Consider the following 17,575-nt stretch of genomic DNA (forward strand, 5'->3'; position numbering starts at 1 on the left):
TCACCCCAAAATTACTCGAATAAGAAATTATGTCAGATTTTCCGTCCACGTCACTTTGGACTGCCGTTTCAGTGCTAGTAGTCGATGATGAACCCGGCATGCGTGCCATCTTAAAAAAAGCACTTAGCAAGAAATTTGCCCAAGTTGACGTTGCGGGGAGTATCGAAGAAGCAGAAACACTTCGTAAACGCTGTCATTTTGATTTACTGATCGTCGATATTAATCTTCCTGGCCGCTCTGGTATTGAGTGGCATGAAGCGTTTGACCCTTCTACGCGCCGTAGCGATGTTATTTTTATGACAGGCTATGCCGATCTTGATACCGCGATTCAAGCCCTTCGAGCGGGCGCATCTGACTTTATTCTAAAGCCTTTTAATCTTGAACAAATGATGCAATCCGTGAGTCGGTGTATTGAGCGCCGATTAGTTGAAAGGCAAAACTTCGCACTGCAACGCGATGTCGAGCGAAGCCATCCTGTTGATATTATTGGTGATGCTCCTTCCACGCAGAAAATGAAAAATGTGATTGCGCAGGTTGCACCGTCACAAGCTGCGGTATTAGTGGAAGGTGAGTCGGGGACGGGTAAAGAATTGGTTGCTCGTGCACTTCATCAATTAAGTAAACGAACAGGGCCTTTTGTCCCGCTTAACTGTGGCGCCATTGCCCCTGATTTGCTGGAAAGCGAATTATTTGGTCATGTATCGGGAGCGTTCACAGGGGCCAAAAAAGGTCGTGAGGGTCTTTTCCGCGTAGCGAACAACGGTACCTTGTTCCTCGATGAAATTGGTGAGATGCCTCTTTCTATGCAATCTTCGTTATTACGTGCTTTAGAGCAAAAAGCCATTCGCCCAGTAGGGGCTGAGCGGGAAGTGCAAGTTGATGTTCGTATTGTTGCTGCAACAAACCGCAATTTGAAACAAGAAATTGAAGAAGGACGATTCCGTCGTGATTTGTATTATCGCTTAAATGTACTTACGGTTGAATTGCCTGCATTACGCGATCGCTTGGACGATATCCCAACACTGGCACACCATTTCACCCAAATGTTAGCAAAAGAATTGGGGATGCAAGCCATGAATTGGACACATGAAGATATTCAAGCCATGCAGAGTTATGATTGGCCGGGTAATATTCGTGAACTTCGTAATATGATGGAACGTTGCATCTTATTAGGAAAGCCACCCGCAGAGTATTGGCGTGAACTTCAAGGTGATGCGATTCCGCTGCCGCGTATGGCGCAAGCGAGCGAAGCACAAGTTTCAAGCACTAGTGAAAATCGCCCATGTCGCTGTCATGATGAAAATGATGTTGAACAGTTTTGTTATCCAACCGATTGGACCCTTAAAGACGTCGAAAAAGCTCATATTTTACAAGTGGTTGACTCTCATAGTGGCAATAAGTCAGCCGCTGCTAGGCAACTAGGGGTTGCTCGTAAAACACTAGAGCGAAAATTCAAAGATTGGGCCGATGAAGGTGTACTTTAATGAGCGACCAGTCGGAATAATCGAATGAATATAAAACAGTTTATTGTCATGTGGGTACGTCGTTTTCGTACCATGGTGCGTTATCGACTATTGGTTCTAACGTCCATTCCTATCTTTATTACTTTGTTGGCGCTTATTGCCCTGACCATGTATTGGACGGTGATGTACACCTGGCAAAATGCACTTAAAAATGTACGTGCTGATTTAGCTGTTGCGCATCATAGTATGGAGCTTCTACAGCGTGAACAACGAATGCAGTTGGTGTCATTGGCTTCTTCTTATGATTTCCAGCATCGGCTTCGTACCAACGAAGCCAGTTTAAGTGACTGGGTGAACACTCAGTCTGCCTCCTACGGGTTAGATTTTGTTGTTCTTCATCCCGCTTCTGCGCTGGGTGAGTTCTCGAAATCGAATCGACATTTACTACTGAAAGGTGAAGAGCAAACTTTCTTTCAAGTGCTGGATCGCTCTGCGCTTGAAAGATTAAATCGTGACTTACCGGTATATGCCCATATCCCTTTACTGAATGAAAATGGTATTGAAACTCGAGGCCTTGTTAGCCGAAGTTTGTTGCCAATATTTAATAAGCAAGGTGATCTGCAATGGATAGTGGATGGCGGGATGTTACTCAATAACAGTACGTTATTAGTGGATCGTATGCGAGATTTGGTTTACGCATCTAATACCTTGCCTGATGGCAGTATTGGTACTGTGACCTTATTCATGGACGATCTACGTGTGAGTACCAATGTCCCATTAGATAGTGAGAGCTTGAATGGTCGTGCTATTGGTACGCGCGTCTCTGATGAAGTGAAACTTGCAGTGTTAAAGCAAGGACAAAACTGGGTTAACCGAGCATACGTTTATGATGATTGGTATGTATCGGCTTATGAGCCGCTGCATGATCACAATAATAATGTGATTGGTATGCTTTACACAGGTTACCTCGAATGGCCGATGATAAAAGTTTACCTGACCAATATTGTCGAACTAGGTATTGGTATTGTTATCGTACTTTTCCTATCAGGCCTTATTGTATATCGAGGCTCGAAAGATCTTTTTCTACCCATCGAAAAAATTCACCAAGTAGCCAAAGCGGTGCAGTTTGGACTTGAACGCCGTATTGGTGATTTAGGGTTGAGTAAAGACCACGAATTGCAAATACTTGGTGAGCAGTTTGACTCTATGCTTGATCAGCTTACCAACCGTAATGAAGAGATCCAGCAAGCCTCTATAGAACTAGAAGATAAGGTAGCAAAACGAACACAAAGCTTGCATGAAAAAACGGAAGAACTTGAGCAACATATTAAATTGCTTAATCAGGCGCGCAGTCGACTGGTGACGAGTGAAAAGCTAGCGGCGCTGGGTGAGCTGACCGCTGGTATTGCCCATGAAATTAATAACCCGACGGCTGTCATTTTAGGTAACGTAGAGCTATTACAATTTGAACTAGAAGGGGATGCTGAGCGTGTTAAAGAAGAGCTTGAAGCCATTCACGAGCAAATAGATCGTATACGTAATATTACGCGAAGCTTACTGCAATATAGTCGCCAAGGGGGCGTGCAAGACGAAGTAACTTGGCATCATTTGAATCCATTGGTAGAAGAAAGCTTAACTTTAGTACGAACTGGAACGAAAAAGCAGGACCTTTTTATTGAAAAAGAGCTAAATGCGCGTTGCCGAGTTGAAGTAAATCGCCATCAATTATTGCAAGTGCTGGTAAATCTGCAGATGAATGCCGTGCATGCGATGGATGATAAAGGTTTACTGCGTATAGCGACTGAAGATTGGCTTGATGATGATCTGCAACCTATAGGTGCGGTTGTACATATTACCGATCATGGTTGTGGTATCGCGGAAGAAAACTTAGACCGAATTTTCGACCCATTCTATACCACCCGTCGCAGTGGAACCGGGTTAGGTCTATCGGTCAGTCAAGGTATCGTTAGCCAAAGTGGTGGTGAGATAACGGTTGAATCTAAGCTGGGCGTGGGAACAACATTCTCCGTGTATCTACCGATGAAGGCCCTAAATGGTCCTGATGCGATGGATGAAAACTTGATTGAGTCGCAGACCTAATAGCATATTAGCTTGATGTAGGTCGAGATACCGCACTAAATAAAAAAGCATGGTTTAAGCCATGCTTTTTTTTATGGGCATTGATTGATAGTGCTGTTTTTTTCGTTGTCATTTTTGGCAGCAGTTTGTTCTGATACGAGAAATGAATGCAACAAAAGCTACATCAGAAATAATCCTGCGATAAGGAAGGCAGAAGCAACAAAGGCTACTTTTTCGATTAGGCCAAGATCGGTAGGGTCTATCAGCTCATCATGATGCATAGTTTCACTCCATTATTGTTTGTTATTCTACTTTAACCATAGACACCTAATTGATAATTAGAACAATTTTTATGGATATTTTTGGTAAAGCTGTAATTTTTTGTGGCTATACTTGCTTTATTAGCCACAGGGAAGGGCATAAATAAATGAAGTTACTTTTTCTTATATTCGGGGCATTACTGCAATGCTTAGCACTATATGTGGCTTTCTTTATAGAGAGTAGTTGGAGTGTGTACCTAGCGACCATGTTATCAGCATTTGGTCTTTGTACTTTAGTTGGCGTACGTAGCCTAATTGCACCAGCTTGTTTAATGGCAGGGATTATGATTGGTTTGTCATTATCTCATAATGAAGTGGATGTGCAGTTACTGCATCAAATGGAAGCAACAGCGCAGGCTTATAGTGATGATGAAATATCACTAACGGAAATCAGCGCTTATTTTGATAAAATTGCCTACTCGAAAATTACAGCGAAATAGCTAGCAAAGGGAGGAATCTAATCATCTTGCAGCCTATGGCTACATTAGGAAGCGATAAAACGTCACGTTTAAGTCTGTTCTTTATTTGGGTGGAACAATAATTTGTTGGCCTGCGGTAATAAAAGAGCCGGTCAGATCATTGAGCTGCCTAAGCGAAGAGACCGTTGTATTATTTAGCTGCGCAATTTCATTTAAAGAATCGCCTGCTTTTATTTGGTGGATCTGAAAATGGTACTTAGTATAGCGTTGGCTGTTACTGCTATAAAATGAAGGCAACGCACTTTTGGGTAATAATAGTTTATTATCTCTACCTTTCACTGTGTAGCCACCTGTATAGCCAGGATTGAGCGCGAATAAATCACGGCTACTCATATTGGCATCTTTGGCGATAGTTTTTAATTTAACGCGACGATTAACGACGATCTCTGCGATGACAGGTTGCGGCTGAATGGAATTGAGAGCTAAGCCATAATGGTTTTTGTGCTGAATAATAGATGACATTGCCAATAGTTTAGGTACATATAAACGGGTCTCTTTTGGCAGCTGTAATGACCAAAAGTCTGTCGGCTTACCTGCAGCCTTATTCTTCTTAATCGCATTTCTGACTCGCCCTTCACCCGTGTTATAGGCAGCGATAGCGTGTAACCAATTGCCCTTAAATTTATCGTGTAGGTACTCTAACAGATCGAGAGCTGCATCTGTCGACGCCACTATATCTCTTCTACCATCATAACCTTGCCAATACTTTAGGCCGAATGTTTTGCCTGTTGGACGTGTGATTTGCCATAGTCCAGATGCCCCTTGGCTAGAATAAGCATATTGATCGAACGAACTTTCAATAAAAGGGAGTAAGACGATCTCAATGGGTAAATTACGGGCTTCGACTTGCTCATAAATATAAAACAGAAAGGGCTGAGCTCGTTCAGTCACTGTGTCAATGTGCTCGGGTTTATCGATAAACCATTTACGATAATAGCGAACACGTCGATTATTCGGAATCGGCATGTCCATATTTGCTGCCAGTTTGTCCCACATATCGTATTGTAGGCGAGCGGCATCTTTTTGAATGACGGAAGTCGCATTGTGATGGAGTGGTGAGCTGTAAAGGTAATGCGGGACACTGCCTGTTGCAATATAGCTACCATCAAACTGGTGGTGCGATATTTTGCAAGTATTAGCGTAATCACTCGCCGGAATAGCAAGGTTCAACGCGATGAGCTCTTGCTCTGCTTTTAACGCGGCTTGATCGGCCTCAGAAGGGACAGTTTGACAGCCGTTAAGCATCAAAATTGTTATTACCAAAGTGATTGAGGCTTGCTGCATTTGTTTGATTAACATCATATACCGCCAATAAACTCATACAAAATAAACGCACTTTTTTACCTGTTGTTAAAGTATTAACAATAAATTTTTGTGCTGCTATCTAATAAATTTGTGATTTATTAAATTCCCAACATTGAGACAATTTAAGGGTGGCATTGGGAACAGGTGTGGAAGTGAAAATTTACAGCTAAACTTTTTACGTGATAGTGAGTTTAAAGGCAAATCATGGAATCTAGAGCGTATCCCATCGGAACTGTTTTAAAAATCCGTTGTACATCGTATTGGCATTATGGAATGTCAGATGGTCGAGGGGGAGTAATACATAATTCTAAAAAACGTCGCCAAGTACAATTCGACACAATCGATGAGTTTGCTGAAGGGCGTGAGGTTATTGTGAGTTCAATCACAAGTGATAACCCAGAGTTGGCATTCTGCCACGCTAAAAAATTTATTGGTACACCTTACAATATCTTTACTCAAAATTGTGAGCAATTTGTTCGACAAGTCCATGGCTTACCTGTTGAATGCACCCAATTTCAACGATTAATGGTCGTTGCATTAGGTGGTTATTTAGTGGTGGGTGAACAAAATCGTTTTATTAAAATAGCCGGACTTGGAATATTAGCGGGTAGTTTTTTATCGCCGTCAGAAAAAAGCCCCTACCATAGAGCAATGAAAGGGGCCGTGATTGCGGCTGGGGGGGCTATGTGGATAAGTGCGATAACCAAAGGGGCTTTCAGTCGTAGAAATGTAAAGAGATCCGACCTGTAACACAGAAAACCATTAAACTAATTTGTAAAGTAGATAACCTTACCTACGTAATATACTTACGGGGTAAGTGTTTTGTTAGTTTGGCTATTGGTAATTACACGACGGAATGGAAGCAACTGTGACAATTTTTATTGAACGAGAACATGACCACCAATTTGATCATATTGCCGCTTTATCTGAGAGTATCGCAGAAGAATTAGCGCAGGAGTATGGCATTCGTTGGGGGTGGAATAATGAGAAGTTAGAAATTCGCCACTCTTCAGCTCGTGGTTTTATGTTAGCGGAAGACGGAAAAATAACGATAGAACTACGCTTGGGGTTTGCTGCGAGTTTATTTTCTTCATCTATAGAGCAAAATATTGTCCAGCGCTTAGATCAACTTCTAACGCCTGATTTCTGATAATAACAGCGACACTCACTGGTTCTATCTGCGCGGCATACTTAGTCTTATAAGTATGCCGTTTTTGTATTTATTGGTTATAAGCAAACATACATTCTTTCATTAAATCGAGCTAAAAATAGCTACCTGTAAAATATTTGATCTTGCCCACAATAAATTTCTTATTTAGTAAGAACACTCTAATTGAAATTCGTATTCTGTAATCAAGCAGTCAGGGATAACAACTGGCTGACAACAGTTGTAATTCATGTAAGGAGAGCACACTCATGGGCATCTTTAAACGAGCATCGGACGAATCAAGCAAGGTGGCGAACAGCCCAATGCGTGACGCCATGGTCTACAACATTTGGTTAGCAGGATTAGGCGCTTATGCAAAAAGTGCAGATGAAGTTAATCAAATTTCAAATAAAGGCAAAAGCCTTTTTGATGAACTCATTGAACGCGGTCGTGAAGTTGAATCAACAACGAAAGAACGCGTACATACGGCACGCAGCCAAACGACCGTAGCGATTGAAGAACGTGTACATCAAGTTGTTCAAAAGCTAGTGGGTTTAGATAACGATCGCCTTGATCAAGTTGATGACAAAATTGATCAGCTAACTGACACCATAGAGAAACTTTTGGCTCGTCAGCAAGAAGCAGCGAAAAAAGCACCTGCTAAGAAGGTGGAAGCAAAAAAGTCCACAGCTAAAGCGGCGACGCGTAAACCAAGTGTTGCACGCCGTAAGCCAGCAAAAACAGCAGAGCCAAAAGCTGTAGATGCAAAACCAGTAGAACCTAAAGTGGTTGAAAAGCCAGTAACGGATGTGAAGCCTGCAATAGCGGCGCGCCCAGTGGTTCAAACAACACCTGAGAAACCAGCAGTCAAACCTGTTGAAGCTCAGAAAGAAGCAGCAAAACCAGTGTAACTTACAACTCTAAAGCAGTGGCAGCTTGCTTTGGTATTGATTAATCATAGAACCAGCGTTTGACGCAGGGGGATAGCAAAATGATCGATAAAACAGTAGTGAAAGCGGCGAAAAATGTCGTAGAAAGTGGTGAAGGTGTTGCACGTAACATTTGGCTTGCGGGCCTAGGTTTATACAGTCGCACCCTTGAAGAAGCACAGCAAATCAATGAAAAAACAACAACGGCTTTTGACGAGCTTGTAGAGCGCGGTAAAGAAGTTGAGATTGAAGCTAAAGAGTGCATCGGTAAAAACGCAGAAAAAGCGACTGACGAAGTAGAAGCAGGCATGAATGACTTATTCTACCGTCTAAGCGGTGTTGACCGTGAAAAGCTTGAGCGTATGGATGATAAAATCGACAAGCTAACTGAAGCTGTCGAAAAACTGGCAGAAGTTCAATAATTGTCAGTTAAGACTACAACGGATAATGCCAGCCTAGACGCTGTAGTCTTTTCCTAGCGTTACAGCGACGTTGGGGTTCAGGGGCACGTGAGCCATGCATGTGCCCCTTTTTTGCATTTCGCATGTAACAGACATAAAAGTGCCACGGTGTACAAAAATAAAAGCGGGTCATGTAACGTATTTATGACATAAAAATGATTCATTTTGCCATAAGTCTCGTAGATGTCATTGACCAACTAAGCTGTGAGCTTCTACGTTTATATATAAGGTTGAGTTTTTATAGAGCCAGCTGAAAATGAACTAAAGGTGGTGGTTATGGATAGTTGGCGTAATCGTGCATTCAATAAATTGCTCTATCGTGTAATGCGACAACGCCTTGCACGTTGTAACTCAACATTGGAAATGCGCGAGCTGATCTTAAGTATTGATAATTATGGTGCTTTAATTTCAACTCCAAAGGGCATCGAGGTTACACCGACAAAATTTGCTAATGTTGCTTGTGATTGGGTCGATATGCCCAAAAGTAGTGGTAACAAGATCATTTTGTATTTTCACGGTGGTGGCTTCTGTTTTTATAGCCCCAATATTCACAATGCATTTGTCGGGCGATTAGCGCAGCAGACCAAATCGCGAGGCTTGATGATAAATTACAGCCTAGCACCAGAAAAGCCTTATCCTGCGGCGCTGGATGAGTGTTACGCCGTTTATCAGGCATTATTAGTGAAAGGCTACCTTCCACAAAACATTCTCTTTGCAGGGGATTCTGCTGGTGGAAATTTAGCGCTTGCGACTTTACTGCGTTTACGTGATATGAATATTCGTATGCCTGCGGGTATTGTGCTGTTATCGCCAGTCACCGATATGGCCGTAACAGGTGAATCAGCATTCGTAAAAAGTAAAGACGACCCATTTTTTGATCTGAGTAGTTTGCTCTTAATGCGAAATAACTACTTAGGCAATAACAACCCTTGTGATCCGGATATATCACCTTTTTATGCTGATCTGCACGGCTTGCCTCCTTGCTTTGTGACTGCTGGCACAGAAGAGCTTTTGATGGATGATGCTATCCGTTTAGCTGAAAAAATGGGTGAAGCGGGTGGGGATGTGACACTGAATGTGATTAAAGGCGTACCGCATGTGTATCCGTTATTTTATCAGCTGAGTGAAGCGAAAGATGCGATTAAATTGATATCTAGCTTTATGAATGACGCGCTAAAGCGGAGTGACAACGTCACTAAAAAGGCGAGTTAGTATGTAGGTGGCTAGGCGTGATGATGTATACACCACATTTTATTTGCCTAATGCTATTAATTAGGTGGTAAATTGCGGTAAATTCTCTGTGTTAGATTTACATATTATCAGGTTTACTTATGTCATCAGATTATTACGGCACTAGTGCTGCCTATGCACGTCAAGAGCAAGGCTACCGTGAGAAAGCACTGAAACTATACCCTTGGGTATGTGGCCGCTGTTCACGCGAGTTTGTATATTCGAACCTTCGTGAACTGACTGTTCACCATGTTGATCATGATCACACCAATAACCCAGCAGATGGTAGTAACTGGGAACTGTTGTGTCTGTTCTGTCATGACCACGAGCATGAAAAATACACTGAACACGCGCAGCAATCTGGCAGTGTAGTAAAAGCAGGTGAAAATGATCATGAAGCCGCTACTTTCAATCCATTCGCAGATTTAAAAGCGATGATGGAAAAGAAAAAATAGCTCGACTGCGATAACGCATGATGGAAAAACGAGGCTTAAAGTCTCGTTTTTTTTGTGAGGGAGAAACAGCGTAAAGCTTGGTCAACTTGTTAGAAAAACTGAAGAAAGCTCGAAAAATTGGTATTACTCACGATGAAGAAAGGTACCTAGCGGTAAGCAATTGGCAAAAAATAGCCCGAAACGACTCCTGTCTCGGGCTTAGGGGAATGGCTCTCGTGAGAGCCTTGCGCTAACTGGTTAGTAAATGGAGATCAATTACACTATCAATGTTAGTTCACGCAGTACAATTTACCAGTTTTAGCAATGAGAATTGGAATCAACCTAAATACAGTCGATTAGATGTCGAATAAATTGGTGTCTCGAACCATTTCTCGTGGCAACCCATTCTTGATACGGTTGCCGACCCACTTGCCGATACCAATTGGATAATCTCGGTAGTTCACAATGACTTCGCCTTTGCCTGAAAGGTCTTCTGGGCGAATATCACGCCCCATAAACCATTCTTTAGCTTGCTCCGCTGTCAGGTCAACCGACACGCTTTCTTGGCCTGATGCCAGTGCCATGATAGCTTCATGTTGCCAGCGGTAGCCTTTTTTGTGTTGTTCAGCCAACTTAATCCCCATGCGCTGGAAGCGGATTTCAGTCAGTAAGGGTTTTAGGTTTTTAGGGAACAACCACAATTCCTTGTCACGTACCCAAACATCACTTTCGTGCGGGAGGGTAATGTCCAACGTTGCTTTCAGGCTTGCTGTAACATCTTGCTTGTCTTTTTCAGCAAGGATAGAGAAGGGGAATTTGCCCATACGCTTTTTGACGACAGGTGATTCCACTGAAGCGTGTTTACGGATGCGTGCTACAAAGAAGCCTTCGCTATCAAAAATCTGCGGGTAAACATGTAAGAAGCCTTCTTCAGTAATCGACTGAGCTGCCCCTTCAAACAGATCATTCAAGGATTCAAACTCAACAGCGTCACCAAAGGTCTCTTTTAGGAAGTGGCATACCTGCTGATTTTCAGTTTGGTTAAGGGTACAGGTGGAGTACACCATGACACCGCCCGGTTTTAGGGCTTGGAAAGCACTCACAATCAGGTTGCGTTGAATTTCAGCAATACTATCGATAGAAGACAGTGACCAGTTAGCCATCGCATCTTCGTCTTTACGGATTGCACCTTCACCAGAGCAAGGCGCATCCAGTAAAATAGAATCAAATGCTTCAGGTGCCCAGCCACCAAAAACACAACCATCAAAGTGGGTCAGCGAGGCGTTATACACACCGCAACGTTGCAGGTTTGAGTGCAACACTTTGATACGACTTGCTGCCAGCTCATTGGCAACTAATGCGCCTTTGTTTTGCATCGCACAAGCAATTTGTGTGGTTTTTGAACCTGGAGCTGATGCCATATCGAGCACGCAATCCAATTGGTCATTGTCTTTTAATAGCGCGGTTACGGGCATCATAGAGCTGGCTTCTTGAATGTAAAAAAGCCCTGCTAAGTGTTCTGCGGTGTTACCTAAGGAGACCGTATTTTCATCTTCTCGCTCAATCCAAAATCCAGTATCACACCAAGGTACAGGGGTTAATGTCCAGTCTTTATCCGCAACACGGGCTAAGAAGTCTTCCACACTGATTTTTAAGGTATTAACACGAATACTACGTCGAAGTGGGGTCTTACAGCAGGCAAGAAAATCATCCATATTGAGGTTTTCTGGCATGGTTTGACGAATAAGTTCGATGAAGTCTTCAGGGATATAGATTTTAGAATGCAAGGGAGTTTCTCGATAACAGGCATTGATGGGCGAGAGTGTATATCAAATCACGAACTTAAGCGATCTACAGCAATAGGCTGTTTGGTGTAAATAATGCTGATGGCATAAAAAAGGAGCATCGAAATGCTCCTTTTATGGATTTCCCATTAACAATTGTGGTTAATCGCGAGGAATTGCTGTGCGCCAGTCTTTCCATTCAGACTTCGCGTGCTTATGCAGTAGGAAGTGTGAGTCGGCTTTAGCAATTGGTGCCAGCGGGTGCGCTTCTGGTGTTGCAAAGGCAATACCACCACGGATTAAACTATCGACTGTACCGCTATTGATCGTCGCGCCTGTGATACCGATCGATACATCGACGCCTGACACGTTCCAGAACACGCTGTCTTTACGGACTAAGTGGCGATACTTTTGCTCGATTTGTGCTTCAATCATAACGCGATCCGCTAGATCACCTAGGCTCACTTTTACCACTTGGCCAACTTGAATATCACGGTAAAGCAGCGGTGTACCTTCACTGATGGAATTACGTTTCTCACTTTCCAACACCACAGTTAAACCTGAGTTTAATAACTCAGCACTACCAAGGTTAAAGGTTTGCTGCTTAATACCTTTACCTGGGTCTACTGAAATATAAGAGCTTAATAAGCTGTCTAAGTTCTTCGTTTCAGTCAGGCTTAGCTTAGGTTTGACTATCCAGAAGTAGCTTCCTGCGCGTGCAATGACATCGGCAAACTGAGGGAAAAGGCGAGCACTGATGTTCACGTTGCCTTTGTCGAAATTCGGCGTAATGGCTGTAATTTTACCAATCGCAATACCTTGATAGCGAATTTCAGTTCCGACAGCAAGTGCCCGCGCATCGCTTGCGGTTAATTTGATTTCTTGACCAAAATTACGCGCATCTTTCAAACTTGAGTAAAGTTTGAAACGACCATTTTGTTTGTTGCTCACACCGTCAATATCATCAAAAGCAACGCCGCCTTTAATTAAGGTCGCAACAGGAGAGGCTGTGATTTTAACACCGCTTAGTCCTGCTTCTACTTCGACACCTGAACGATTCCAGAAAACGGTTTTTTGAGTTACTAAATGGCGGTATTTATTTTCAATATTCAGCGACAAGGTTACACCTGATGCCGTTAGTGCGTAGCTTGTGACTTCACCTACTTGCATGTTGCGGTAGAGCACAGGGCTACCTTCAGATACAGGTGGCAACTCATCAGCCACCAAGGTAAATCGAGCAAAGCCTTTTGCTGTTTCTGCTGCCAGCGTAGCCAAACGTTCACTTTGGTAAAGCGTGTAGTTTTTGGCAATCTTCTTGCTGCCACCGCTGGTGAAACTAATGCCGTTGCTGATCAGTTGCTCTGCTGGCGGCAAGCTAACATCTAGCCCTTTGCTGCTTAGGTTAGCTTTAATACCACCATCGATATAGAAGCGACTCGCAGAGCCAATCAGCGAGGTGTATTCAGCATTAATAATGACGCTAAAGCGGACTTTGTTTTTATCCAACCTTACATGGGTAACGCGACCCACAGCGATGCCTCGGTGCAGGATCTTAGTGCCTCGCTTGATACCATGGCTACTGTCGGCATATAAATCGAAAGTGGCCACGCCATGTTGCTTTTCTTGCAGCTCGTCTTTGGTAATAGCGGTAAATAAACGGCTAGGCTCGCCTTCACCTGGGATAAGGGTGAGGAAGTTGCCACGAATTAAATTACCAATGTTTTTAACGCCTGTTAGTGAGACTTCAGCTTCTTCAAGCAAGATGCTTGAACCACTATTGAGCAGATCGCTCATGCTAGGTTCAATCGCGGCGTGGGCAATCACTTTGCTACGCGCTTCATCTAACTTTACATCTGATATCTGGCCAATTTGTAGGCCGCGATAAACAATAGGCGCGCCACTGGCGTTGATATTACTGTTTTCTGGTAACTCAACCTTAATCGCAATCCCACGGCCTGCGGTATTGAGGTCTGGGTATAAACGGAAAAGGTGGTTATCTTCAATGGCTCGACCTTCATCGGGTGAGTCAAATGCAATCGCACCTGCAATCATGGCAGATAAGCTTTCAAATTGAACATCGACACCATTAAAGTTGATGTTGGCGCTCATACCACTGACGTTCCAGAATCGGCTTTTATTGGTGACAAGCTCGGCATATTGCGGTTGAATTAAGACATCAATTAACACGCGCTTATTATTGTTGCTCAGGGTGTAGTTATACACTTCACCGACAGGGATCTTTTTGTAGAAAACTTGTGAGCCAATGCTAATTGAGCCTAAGTCTGGCGCACGAAGCTGAATAGATAAACCCGCCCCAATAGGGGTGTCAGAGGGTTGGCTATCGAGCGCGGTAAATTTTTGCGTTGCTTCACCTTCACCCGGTTGCAGCGCGATATAGTTACCAGAAACTAAGGCATCTAACCCTGAAATACCTGTGATAGAAGCTTTAGGTTTAACTAACCAAAAACGCGTACCAGTATTAAGAGTCTGTACCGCCTCTGGATAGATATCCGCTTCAACATAAATGCTTTCGAGATCATCCGATAGCGTTACATCGCGCACGATACCTACTTCAAGCCCTTGATAACGAATGGTAGTGCGCCCTGCGATCAGACCCGCAGCATCGTTAAAATGAATTTGAATGCGTTGGCCTGCATCATTAACGGCTTTAAATACCAGCCATCCTGCAAGGGCAAAAGCTAAAATAGGAAGTAACCAAAGGGGAGATATAGACCGATCACGGCGAATATCTACAGGCTCTGGTTGATTGTTATTTCCGTTGTTCATAGTTATCCCATATTAAGCGCGAATCTAAACTTTCTGCTGCAAACATAGTAAGTACAACCACAATCCCGAACGATACAGCGCCCGGGCCCGGTGTGAAATCGAGTATTTGTCCACGATCGATCAATGTCACCATGATAGAAATAACGAACAAATCCATCATTGACCATTTACCAATCCACTGAATGATCCTAAATAGGCGCATCCGAAATCGATGGTGAATACGACGTTTAAATTGAATACACAATAGGATGTAGGCCAGTCCCAAAATTTTGGCGACGGGCACGACAATACTTGCGATAAAAATAATGGCGGCGATACCGGGCATCCCCGTTTTCACTAGATGAGCAACACCTGAGAAGATGGTATCTTCAGCGCGTTTACCATTATTTAAAAAGATCGAAATAGCGAACAAGTTCGCTGGAAAAATAAAAATAGTGGCTGAAATTAAATATGCCCATGTTTTTTGAATCGAATGGGGTAGGCGCGAATGCAACGGGCTATGGCAACGGGTGCAATGACTATTTGCCGCTTGGCTTAGATGGCAAGAATGGCAATGGAGCACAAGCTCATTGGTATTGTGATTTGTTTCTGGCTGCCACGCTTCCCAATAGCGAGTTGGGCTAATTCGAGTCAACAGTAGTAGCATCAGTATTTGGAGAATAACTAGACTGATCAGCCCTGGGCCAATATAAATATCTGCATAGTCTTGAACTTTAAAGCAAGAGATACCAAGGCTAACGAGGAATACTTCATACATTGCCCAGTGCTTTAAGTGCTGAATGATCCACATAGAGGATCTAAACAGTGTAAAGTGCTGAAGTTTTATACCTATTTGAGCTGTCATAACGGCAAGGCTGACCAACAGCGGCGCAATAGTGCTACAAAAGAAGATTAAAAAAGCAACGGCAGGGAATTCTGGCGCTAGGGTAAAGGTACCTGCAGGTAAAGTCGCAGGGATCATCTGACCAAATAATCGAATGGTGATCATTGGATAGATATGTGCTGGTAAAAAAAGAATTAAACAAGCTAGTGCAATGGCGAATTCACCGGTAAACCGAATAGAATCACCTCTATATAAACGCGTATTACAGCGAGGGCAGTAAGCACTCTGACCACGAAGGGCGACGTTAGGCATCACTGGCAAGTCACAGCCTGGACACAGGCGAGCCGTCGACATGGGTTGGTTAATCCTTTAAGTCTTTCTGAAATTGTTCTTATCCAGAATGGAATAACCGCTGCATAAGCAGCGGTTTAAAAGAACACTATATTATTTTACGTTGGCGCTGGCTATAGTGAGAGGCTGATTATCTTCATTCTTGTCCTGATTTGAGGACTGTATTGAACCGTATAAGGTTTGATATAAGCCTTCTTTTTGAACCAGCTCATCATGTGTACCTGCTTGGCTTAGCTTTCCGTCTTCAAGTACATATATTATATCGGCTTGCTTAACTGCAGATAAACGGTGCGCGACAATAAGTGTTGTCCTATCTCGCAAGAATTGGTTTAGCGCTGTATGTAGTGCTGCTTCCGTCGCTGTATCTAGTGCAGATGTTGCTTCATCAAGAATGACAAAATCAGGGTCTGCCAATACCATTCTGGCAATGGCGAGACGTTGACGTTGCCCACCTGAAAGGCGAATACCTTGACGGCCAATTTCGGTATCTAAGCCATGAGTAAGGCGCTTAGTTACATCGGTTAATTGTGAAATTTCAAGTGCTTGCCATAATTGTTCATCACTAAAGGCCGCTCCTAATGTTAGATTATGCCTTAGTGTGTCATTAAATAGAACGGGCTGCTGTAAAACAACCGCCATTTTTTCTCGCAATGCTTCATAACTGACATCTTCAATGCGCTCCCCATTAATCAAAAGGTCGCCTGAATCTTTTTGGTAGATACCTAATAACAATTGGATCAGGGTCGATTTCCCGCCACCTGAAGCGCCAACTAAAGCAACGCGTTTGCCTGCTGGGATGCTAAGGTTAAGCCCCCGTAACACTTCTTTATCTTCATCATAAGAAAAACGTATATCGCGAACGTCGATAGACAGGCACTTGTTGTCAGTGAATGGATTTACTGTCGCCACAGGGCGAACTTCTTCTTCTAGTGTCATTAAGCCGTTAAGACGTTGCATTGCAGCTGAAGCGCTATACCACGCAAACTGAATACCGAGTAGCTCTTGAACTGGGCTGAGCATAAACCATAAGTAACCAAATACCGCGAACATTTGACCGATACTTAAATCGCTGAAAAGTACCATCAACATCGCTGCCGCGCGGAAGAGTTCAAACCCGACTAAGAAGAGTAGGAACGAAACACGACCCGCAGCTTCAGACTGCCATGCGTATTTATCGGCATTGCTACGAATATCGTCGGCGTTTGACTTTAGCTGTGTCAGAAACTCCTTTTCACGGTTTGCCGCACGGAGTTGATAAAGCCCATCAAGAGTTTCGACTAACCGCTGTTGGAATTTCTCAAAGGCTTGGTTTTCGAGTTTCTTTAAGTTTTTTACACGGCTGCCCATTAAGCGAGATGCGTAAACAACAAGAGGGTTCATCAACAAGATGAAGAGTCCGAGCTGCCAATTTAACCAAAGTAGGATGCTCGCTGTACCTATCACGGTTAGCAAACTCACTAAGAATCGGCTAAGTGTATCACCCACAAATTTGTCGATGGTTTCAATGTCAGTAATAAGGTGCGAAGTGATACCACCGCTGCCGCGCTCTTCATACTGACGCATGCTAATACGGCCTAGCTTATCAATTAAACGCTGACGAAGCAGATAGGTGATGTCTTTTGCGACGAGAGTAAATTGGCGACTTTGGAGAATGTTTAAGGCTTGGCTAATGATGCGCATCACAATAACCATGAGCAGCACTAAAATAATATAAGCCGTCGCATCTTGAAGAGGTTCAGGTAATAAAGTGTTTAAGAAGGCAACGCCACTGGCTGGTTTATCCAGAAGAACTTCATCCACCATAAGTGGCATAAGCAGTGGGATAGGGACACTAACAAGCGTCGCAATAATGGCGATAATGTTTGCTGCAATTAATCGAGGTCGATGACGTTTTGCTTGCTTTAAGAGCCAAGACCAGTTAATCATTTGATTTGCAGAATCTTTCACGGTGATAATGATTCCTATTATTAACAAGGTTCACAT

Annotated in this window: 14 protein-coding genes; 9 read left to right on the forward strand and 5 right to left on the reverse strand. The window is 43.3% G+C overall.

Annotated features, from left to right (window positions below; all coding sequences use genetic code 11):
* The first annotated feature begins 29 nt into the window (after positions 1-29).
* The 3 genes from L4C35_RS00830 to L4C35_RS00840 all read left to right on the forward strand — a co-directional run bounded on the left by L4C35_RS00830 (position 30) and on the right by L4C35_RS00840 (position 4,302).
* Entirely contained in the window at positions 30-1,484 is a 1,455-nt protein-coding gene (locus L4C35_RS00830) for a sigma-54-dependent transcriptional regulator (protein ID WP_428461102.1), read from the forward strand.
* A 24-nt stretch (positions 1,485-1,508) separates the two neighbouring features.
* Positions 1,509-3,563: a sensor histidine kinase gene (locus L4C35_RS00835; protein ID WP_428461103.1), complete on the forward strand. Its 2,055-nt coding sequence runs from the start codon at positions 1,509-1,511 to the stop codon at positions 3,561-3,563.
* Between the two features lie 406 nt (positions 3,564-3,969).
* Positions 3,970-4,302 (forward strand): hypothetical protein, encoded by a 333-nt coding sequence (locus L4C35_RS00840; protein WP_428461104.1) that lies wholly within the window; start codon positions 3,970-3,972, stop codon positions 4,300-4,302.
* Positions 4,303-4,383: 81 nt separating this feature from the next.
* On the opposite strand, the gene L4C35_RS00845 is transcribed toward L4C35_RS00840, so the two are convergent.
* Positions 4,384-5,643: a transglycosylase SLT domain-containing protein gene (locus L4C35_RS00845; RefSeq protein ID WP_428461105.1), complete on the reverse strand. Its 1,260-nt coding sequence runs from the start codon at positions 5,641-5,643 to the stop codon at positions 4,384-4,386.
* 207 nt (positions 5,644-5,850) lie between these two features.
* On the opposite strand from L4C35_RS00845, the gene L4C35_RS00850 reads away from it, so the two are divergent.
* The 6 genes from L4C35_RS00850 (at position 5,851) to L4C35_RS00875 (ending at position 9,868) form a co-directional block, all read left to right on the forward strand.
* Positions 5,851-6,396 (forward strand): lecithin retinol acyltransferase family protein, encoded by a 546-nt coding sequence (locus tag L4C35_RS00850; RefSeq protein WP_428461106.1) that lies wholly within the window; start codon positions 5,851-5,853, stop codon positions 6,394-6,396.
* Between the two features lie 118 nt (positions 6,397-6,514).
* A complete protein-coding gene (locus L4C35_RS00855; protein ID WP_062690692.1) occupies positions 6,515-6,796 on the forward strand; it encodes a polyhydroxyalkanoic acid system family protein in 282 nt (93 codons plus the stop codon).
* A gap of 266 nt (positions 6,797-7,062) precedes the next feature.
* On the forward strand, positions 7,063-7,704 hold the full coding sequence (locus L4C35_RS00860; RefSeq protein ID WP_428461107.1) for a phasin-related domain-containing protein: 642 nt from the start codon (positions 7,063-7,065) through the stop codon (positions 7,702-7,704).
* 80 nt (positions 7,705-7,784) lie between these two features.
* Positions 7,785-8,144 carry a phasin-related domain-containing protein gene (locus L4C35_RS00865; RefSeq protein WP_048898588.1) on the forward strand — a complete coding sequence of 120 codons (360 nt, stop codon included), beginning with the start codon at positions 7,785-7,787 and terminating at the stop codon, positions 8,142-8,144.
* A gap of 315 nt (positions 8,145-8,459) precedes the next feature.
* On the forward strand, positions 8,460-9,395 hold the full coding sequence (locus L4C35_RS00870) for an alpha/beta hydrolase (RefSeq protein WP_428461108.1): 936 nt from the start codon (positions 8,460-8,462) through the stop codon (positions 9,393-9,395).
* Between the two features lie 119 nt (positions 9,396-9,514).
* Positions 9,515-9,868, forward strand: a complete 354-nt coding sequence (locus tag L4C35_RS00875) for a YajD family HNH nuclease (RefSeq protein WP_428461109.1) — start codon at positions 9,515-9,517, stop codon at positions 9,866-9,868.
* Between the two features lie 335 nt (positions 9,869-10,203).
* Here L4C35_RS00875 and rsmF read toward each other — a convergent pair whose 3' ends face one another.
* The 4 genes from rsmF to L4C35_RS00895 form a co-directional block, all read right to left on the reverse strand.
* Positions 10,204-11,634, reverse strand: coding sequence for a 16S rRNA (cytosine(1407)-C(5))-methyltransferase RsmF (gene rsmF, locus L4C35_RS00880; protein WP_428461110.1), 1,431 nt, complete (start codon positions 11,632-11,634; stop codon positions 10,204-10,206).
* A gap of 159 nt (positions 11,635-11,793) precedes the next feature.
* The gene (locus tag L4C35_RS00885) at positions 11,794-14,418 is read right to left on the reverse strand and encodes a PqiB family protein (RefSeq protein ID WP_428461111.1); all 2,625 of its coding nucleotides are present in this window, start codon (positions 14,416-14,418) and stop codon (positions 11,794-11,796) included.
* Positions 14,402-15,595 carry a PqiA/YebS family transporter subunit gene (locus L4C35_RS00890; protein ID WP_428461112.1) on the reverse strand — a complete coding sequence of 398 codons (1,194 nt, stop codon included), beginning with the start codon at positions 15,593-15,595 and terminating at the stop codon, positions 14,402-14,404. The genes L4C35_RS00885 and L4C35_RS00890 overlap by 17 nt, the downstream gene beginning before the upstream one ends.
* A 90-nt stretch (positions 15,596-15,685) precedes the next feature.
* The gene (locus L4C35_RS00895) at positions 15,686-17,518 is read right to left on the reverse strand and encodes an ABC transporter ATP-binding protein (RefSeq protein WP_428461543.1); all 1,833 of its coding nucleotides are present in this window, start codon (positions 17,516-17,518) and stop codon (positions 15,686-15,688) included.
* Between the last annotated feature and the right edge of the window lie 57 nt (positions 17,519-17,575).

The organism is Photobacterium kagoshimensis, from assembly GCF_050337045.1.
In the GTDB taxonomy this organism is placed as follows: domain Bacteria; phylum Pseudomonadota; class Gammaproteobacteria; order Enterobacterales; family Vibrionaceae; genus Photobacterium; species Photobacterium kagoshimensis.

Coding starts and splice junctions, on each gene's coding strand:
- L4C35_RS00885 (WP_428461111.1), bottom strand. CDS start 14,418: ATGAACAACGGAAATAACAATCAACCAGAGCCTGTAGATATTCGCCGT.
- L4C35_RS00870 (WP_428461108.1), top strand. CDS start 8,460: ATGGATAGTTGGCGTAATCGTGCATTCAATAAATTGCTCTATCGTGTA.
- L4C35_RS00845 (WP_428461105.1), bottom strand. CDS start 5,643: ATGATGTTAATCAAACAAATGCAGCAAGCCTCAATCACTTTGGTAATA.
- L4C35_RS00840 (WP_428461104.1), top strand. CDS start 3,970: ATGAAGTTACTTTTTCTTATATTCGGGGCATTACTGCAATGCTTAGCA.
- L4C35_RS00860 (WP_428461107.1), top strand. CDS start 7,063: ATGGGCATCTTTAAACGAGCATCGGACGAATCAAGCAAGGTGGCGAAC.
- L4C35_RS00890 (WP_428461112.1), bottom strand. CDS start 15,595: ATGTCGACGGCTCGCCTGTGTCCAGGCTGTGACTTGCCAGTGATGCCT.
- L4C35_RS00835 (WP_428461103.1), top strand. CDS start 1,509: ATGAATATAAAACAGTTTATTGTCATGTGGGTACGTCGTTTTCGTACC.
- L4C35_RS00830 (WP_428461102.1), top strand. CDS start 30: ATGTCAGATTTTCCGTCCACGTCACTTTGGACTGCCGTTTCAGTGCTA.
- L4C35_RS00865 (WP_048898588.1), top strand. CDS start 7,785: ATGATCGATAAAACAGTAGTGAAAGCGGCGAAAAATGTCGTAGAAAGT.
- L4C35_RS00875 (WP_428461109.1), top strand. CDS start 9,515: ATGTCATCAGATTATTACGGCACTAGTGCTGCCTATGCACGTCAAGAG.
- L4C35_RS00850 (WP_428461106.1), top strand. CDS start 5,851: ATGGAATCTAGAGCGTATCCCATCGGAACTGTTTTAAAAATCCGTTGT.
- L4C35_RS00895 (WP_428461543.1), bottom strand. CDS start 17,518: ATGATTAACTGGTCTTGGCTCTTAAAGCAAGCAAAACGTCATCGACCT.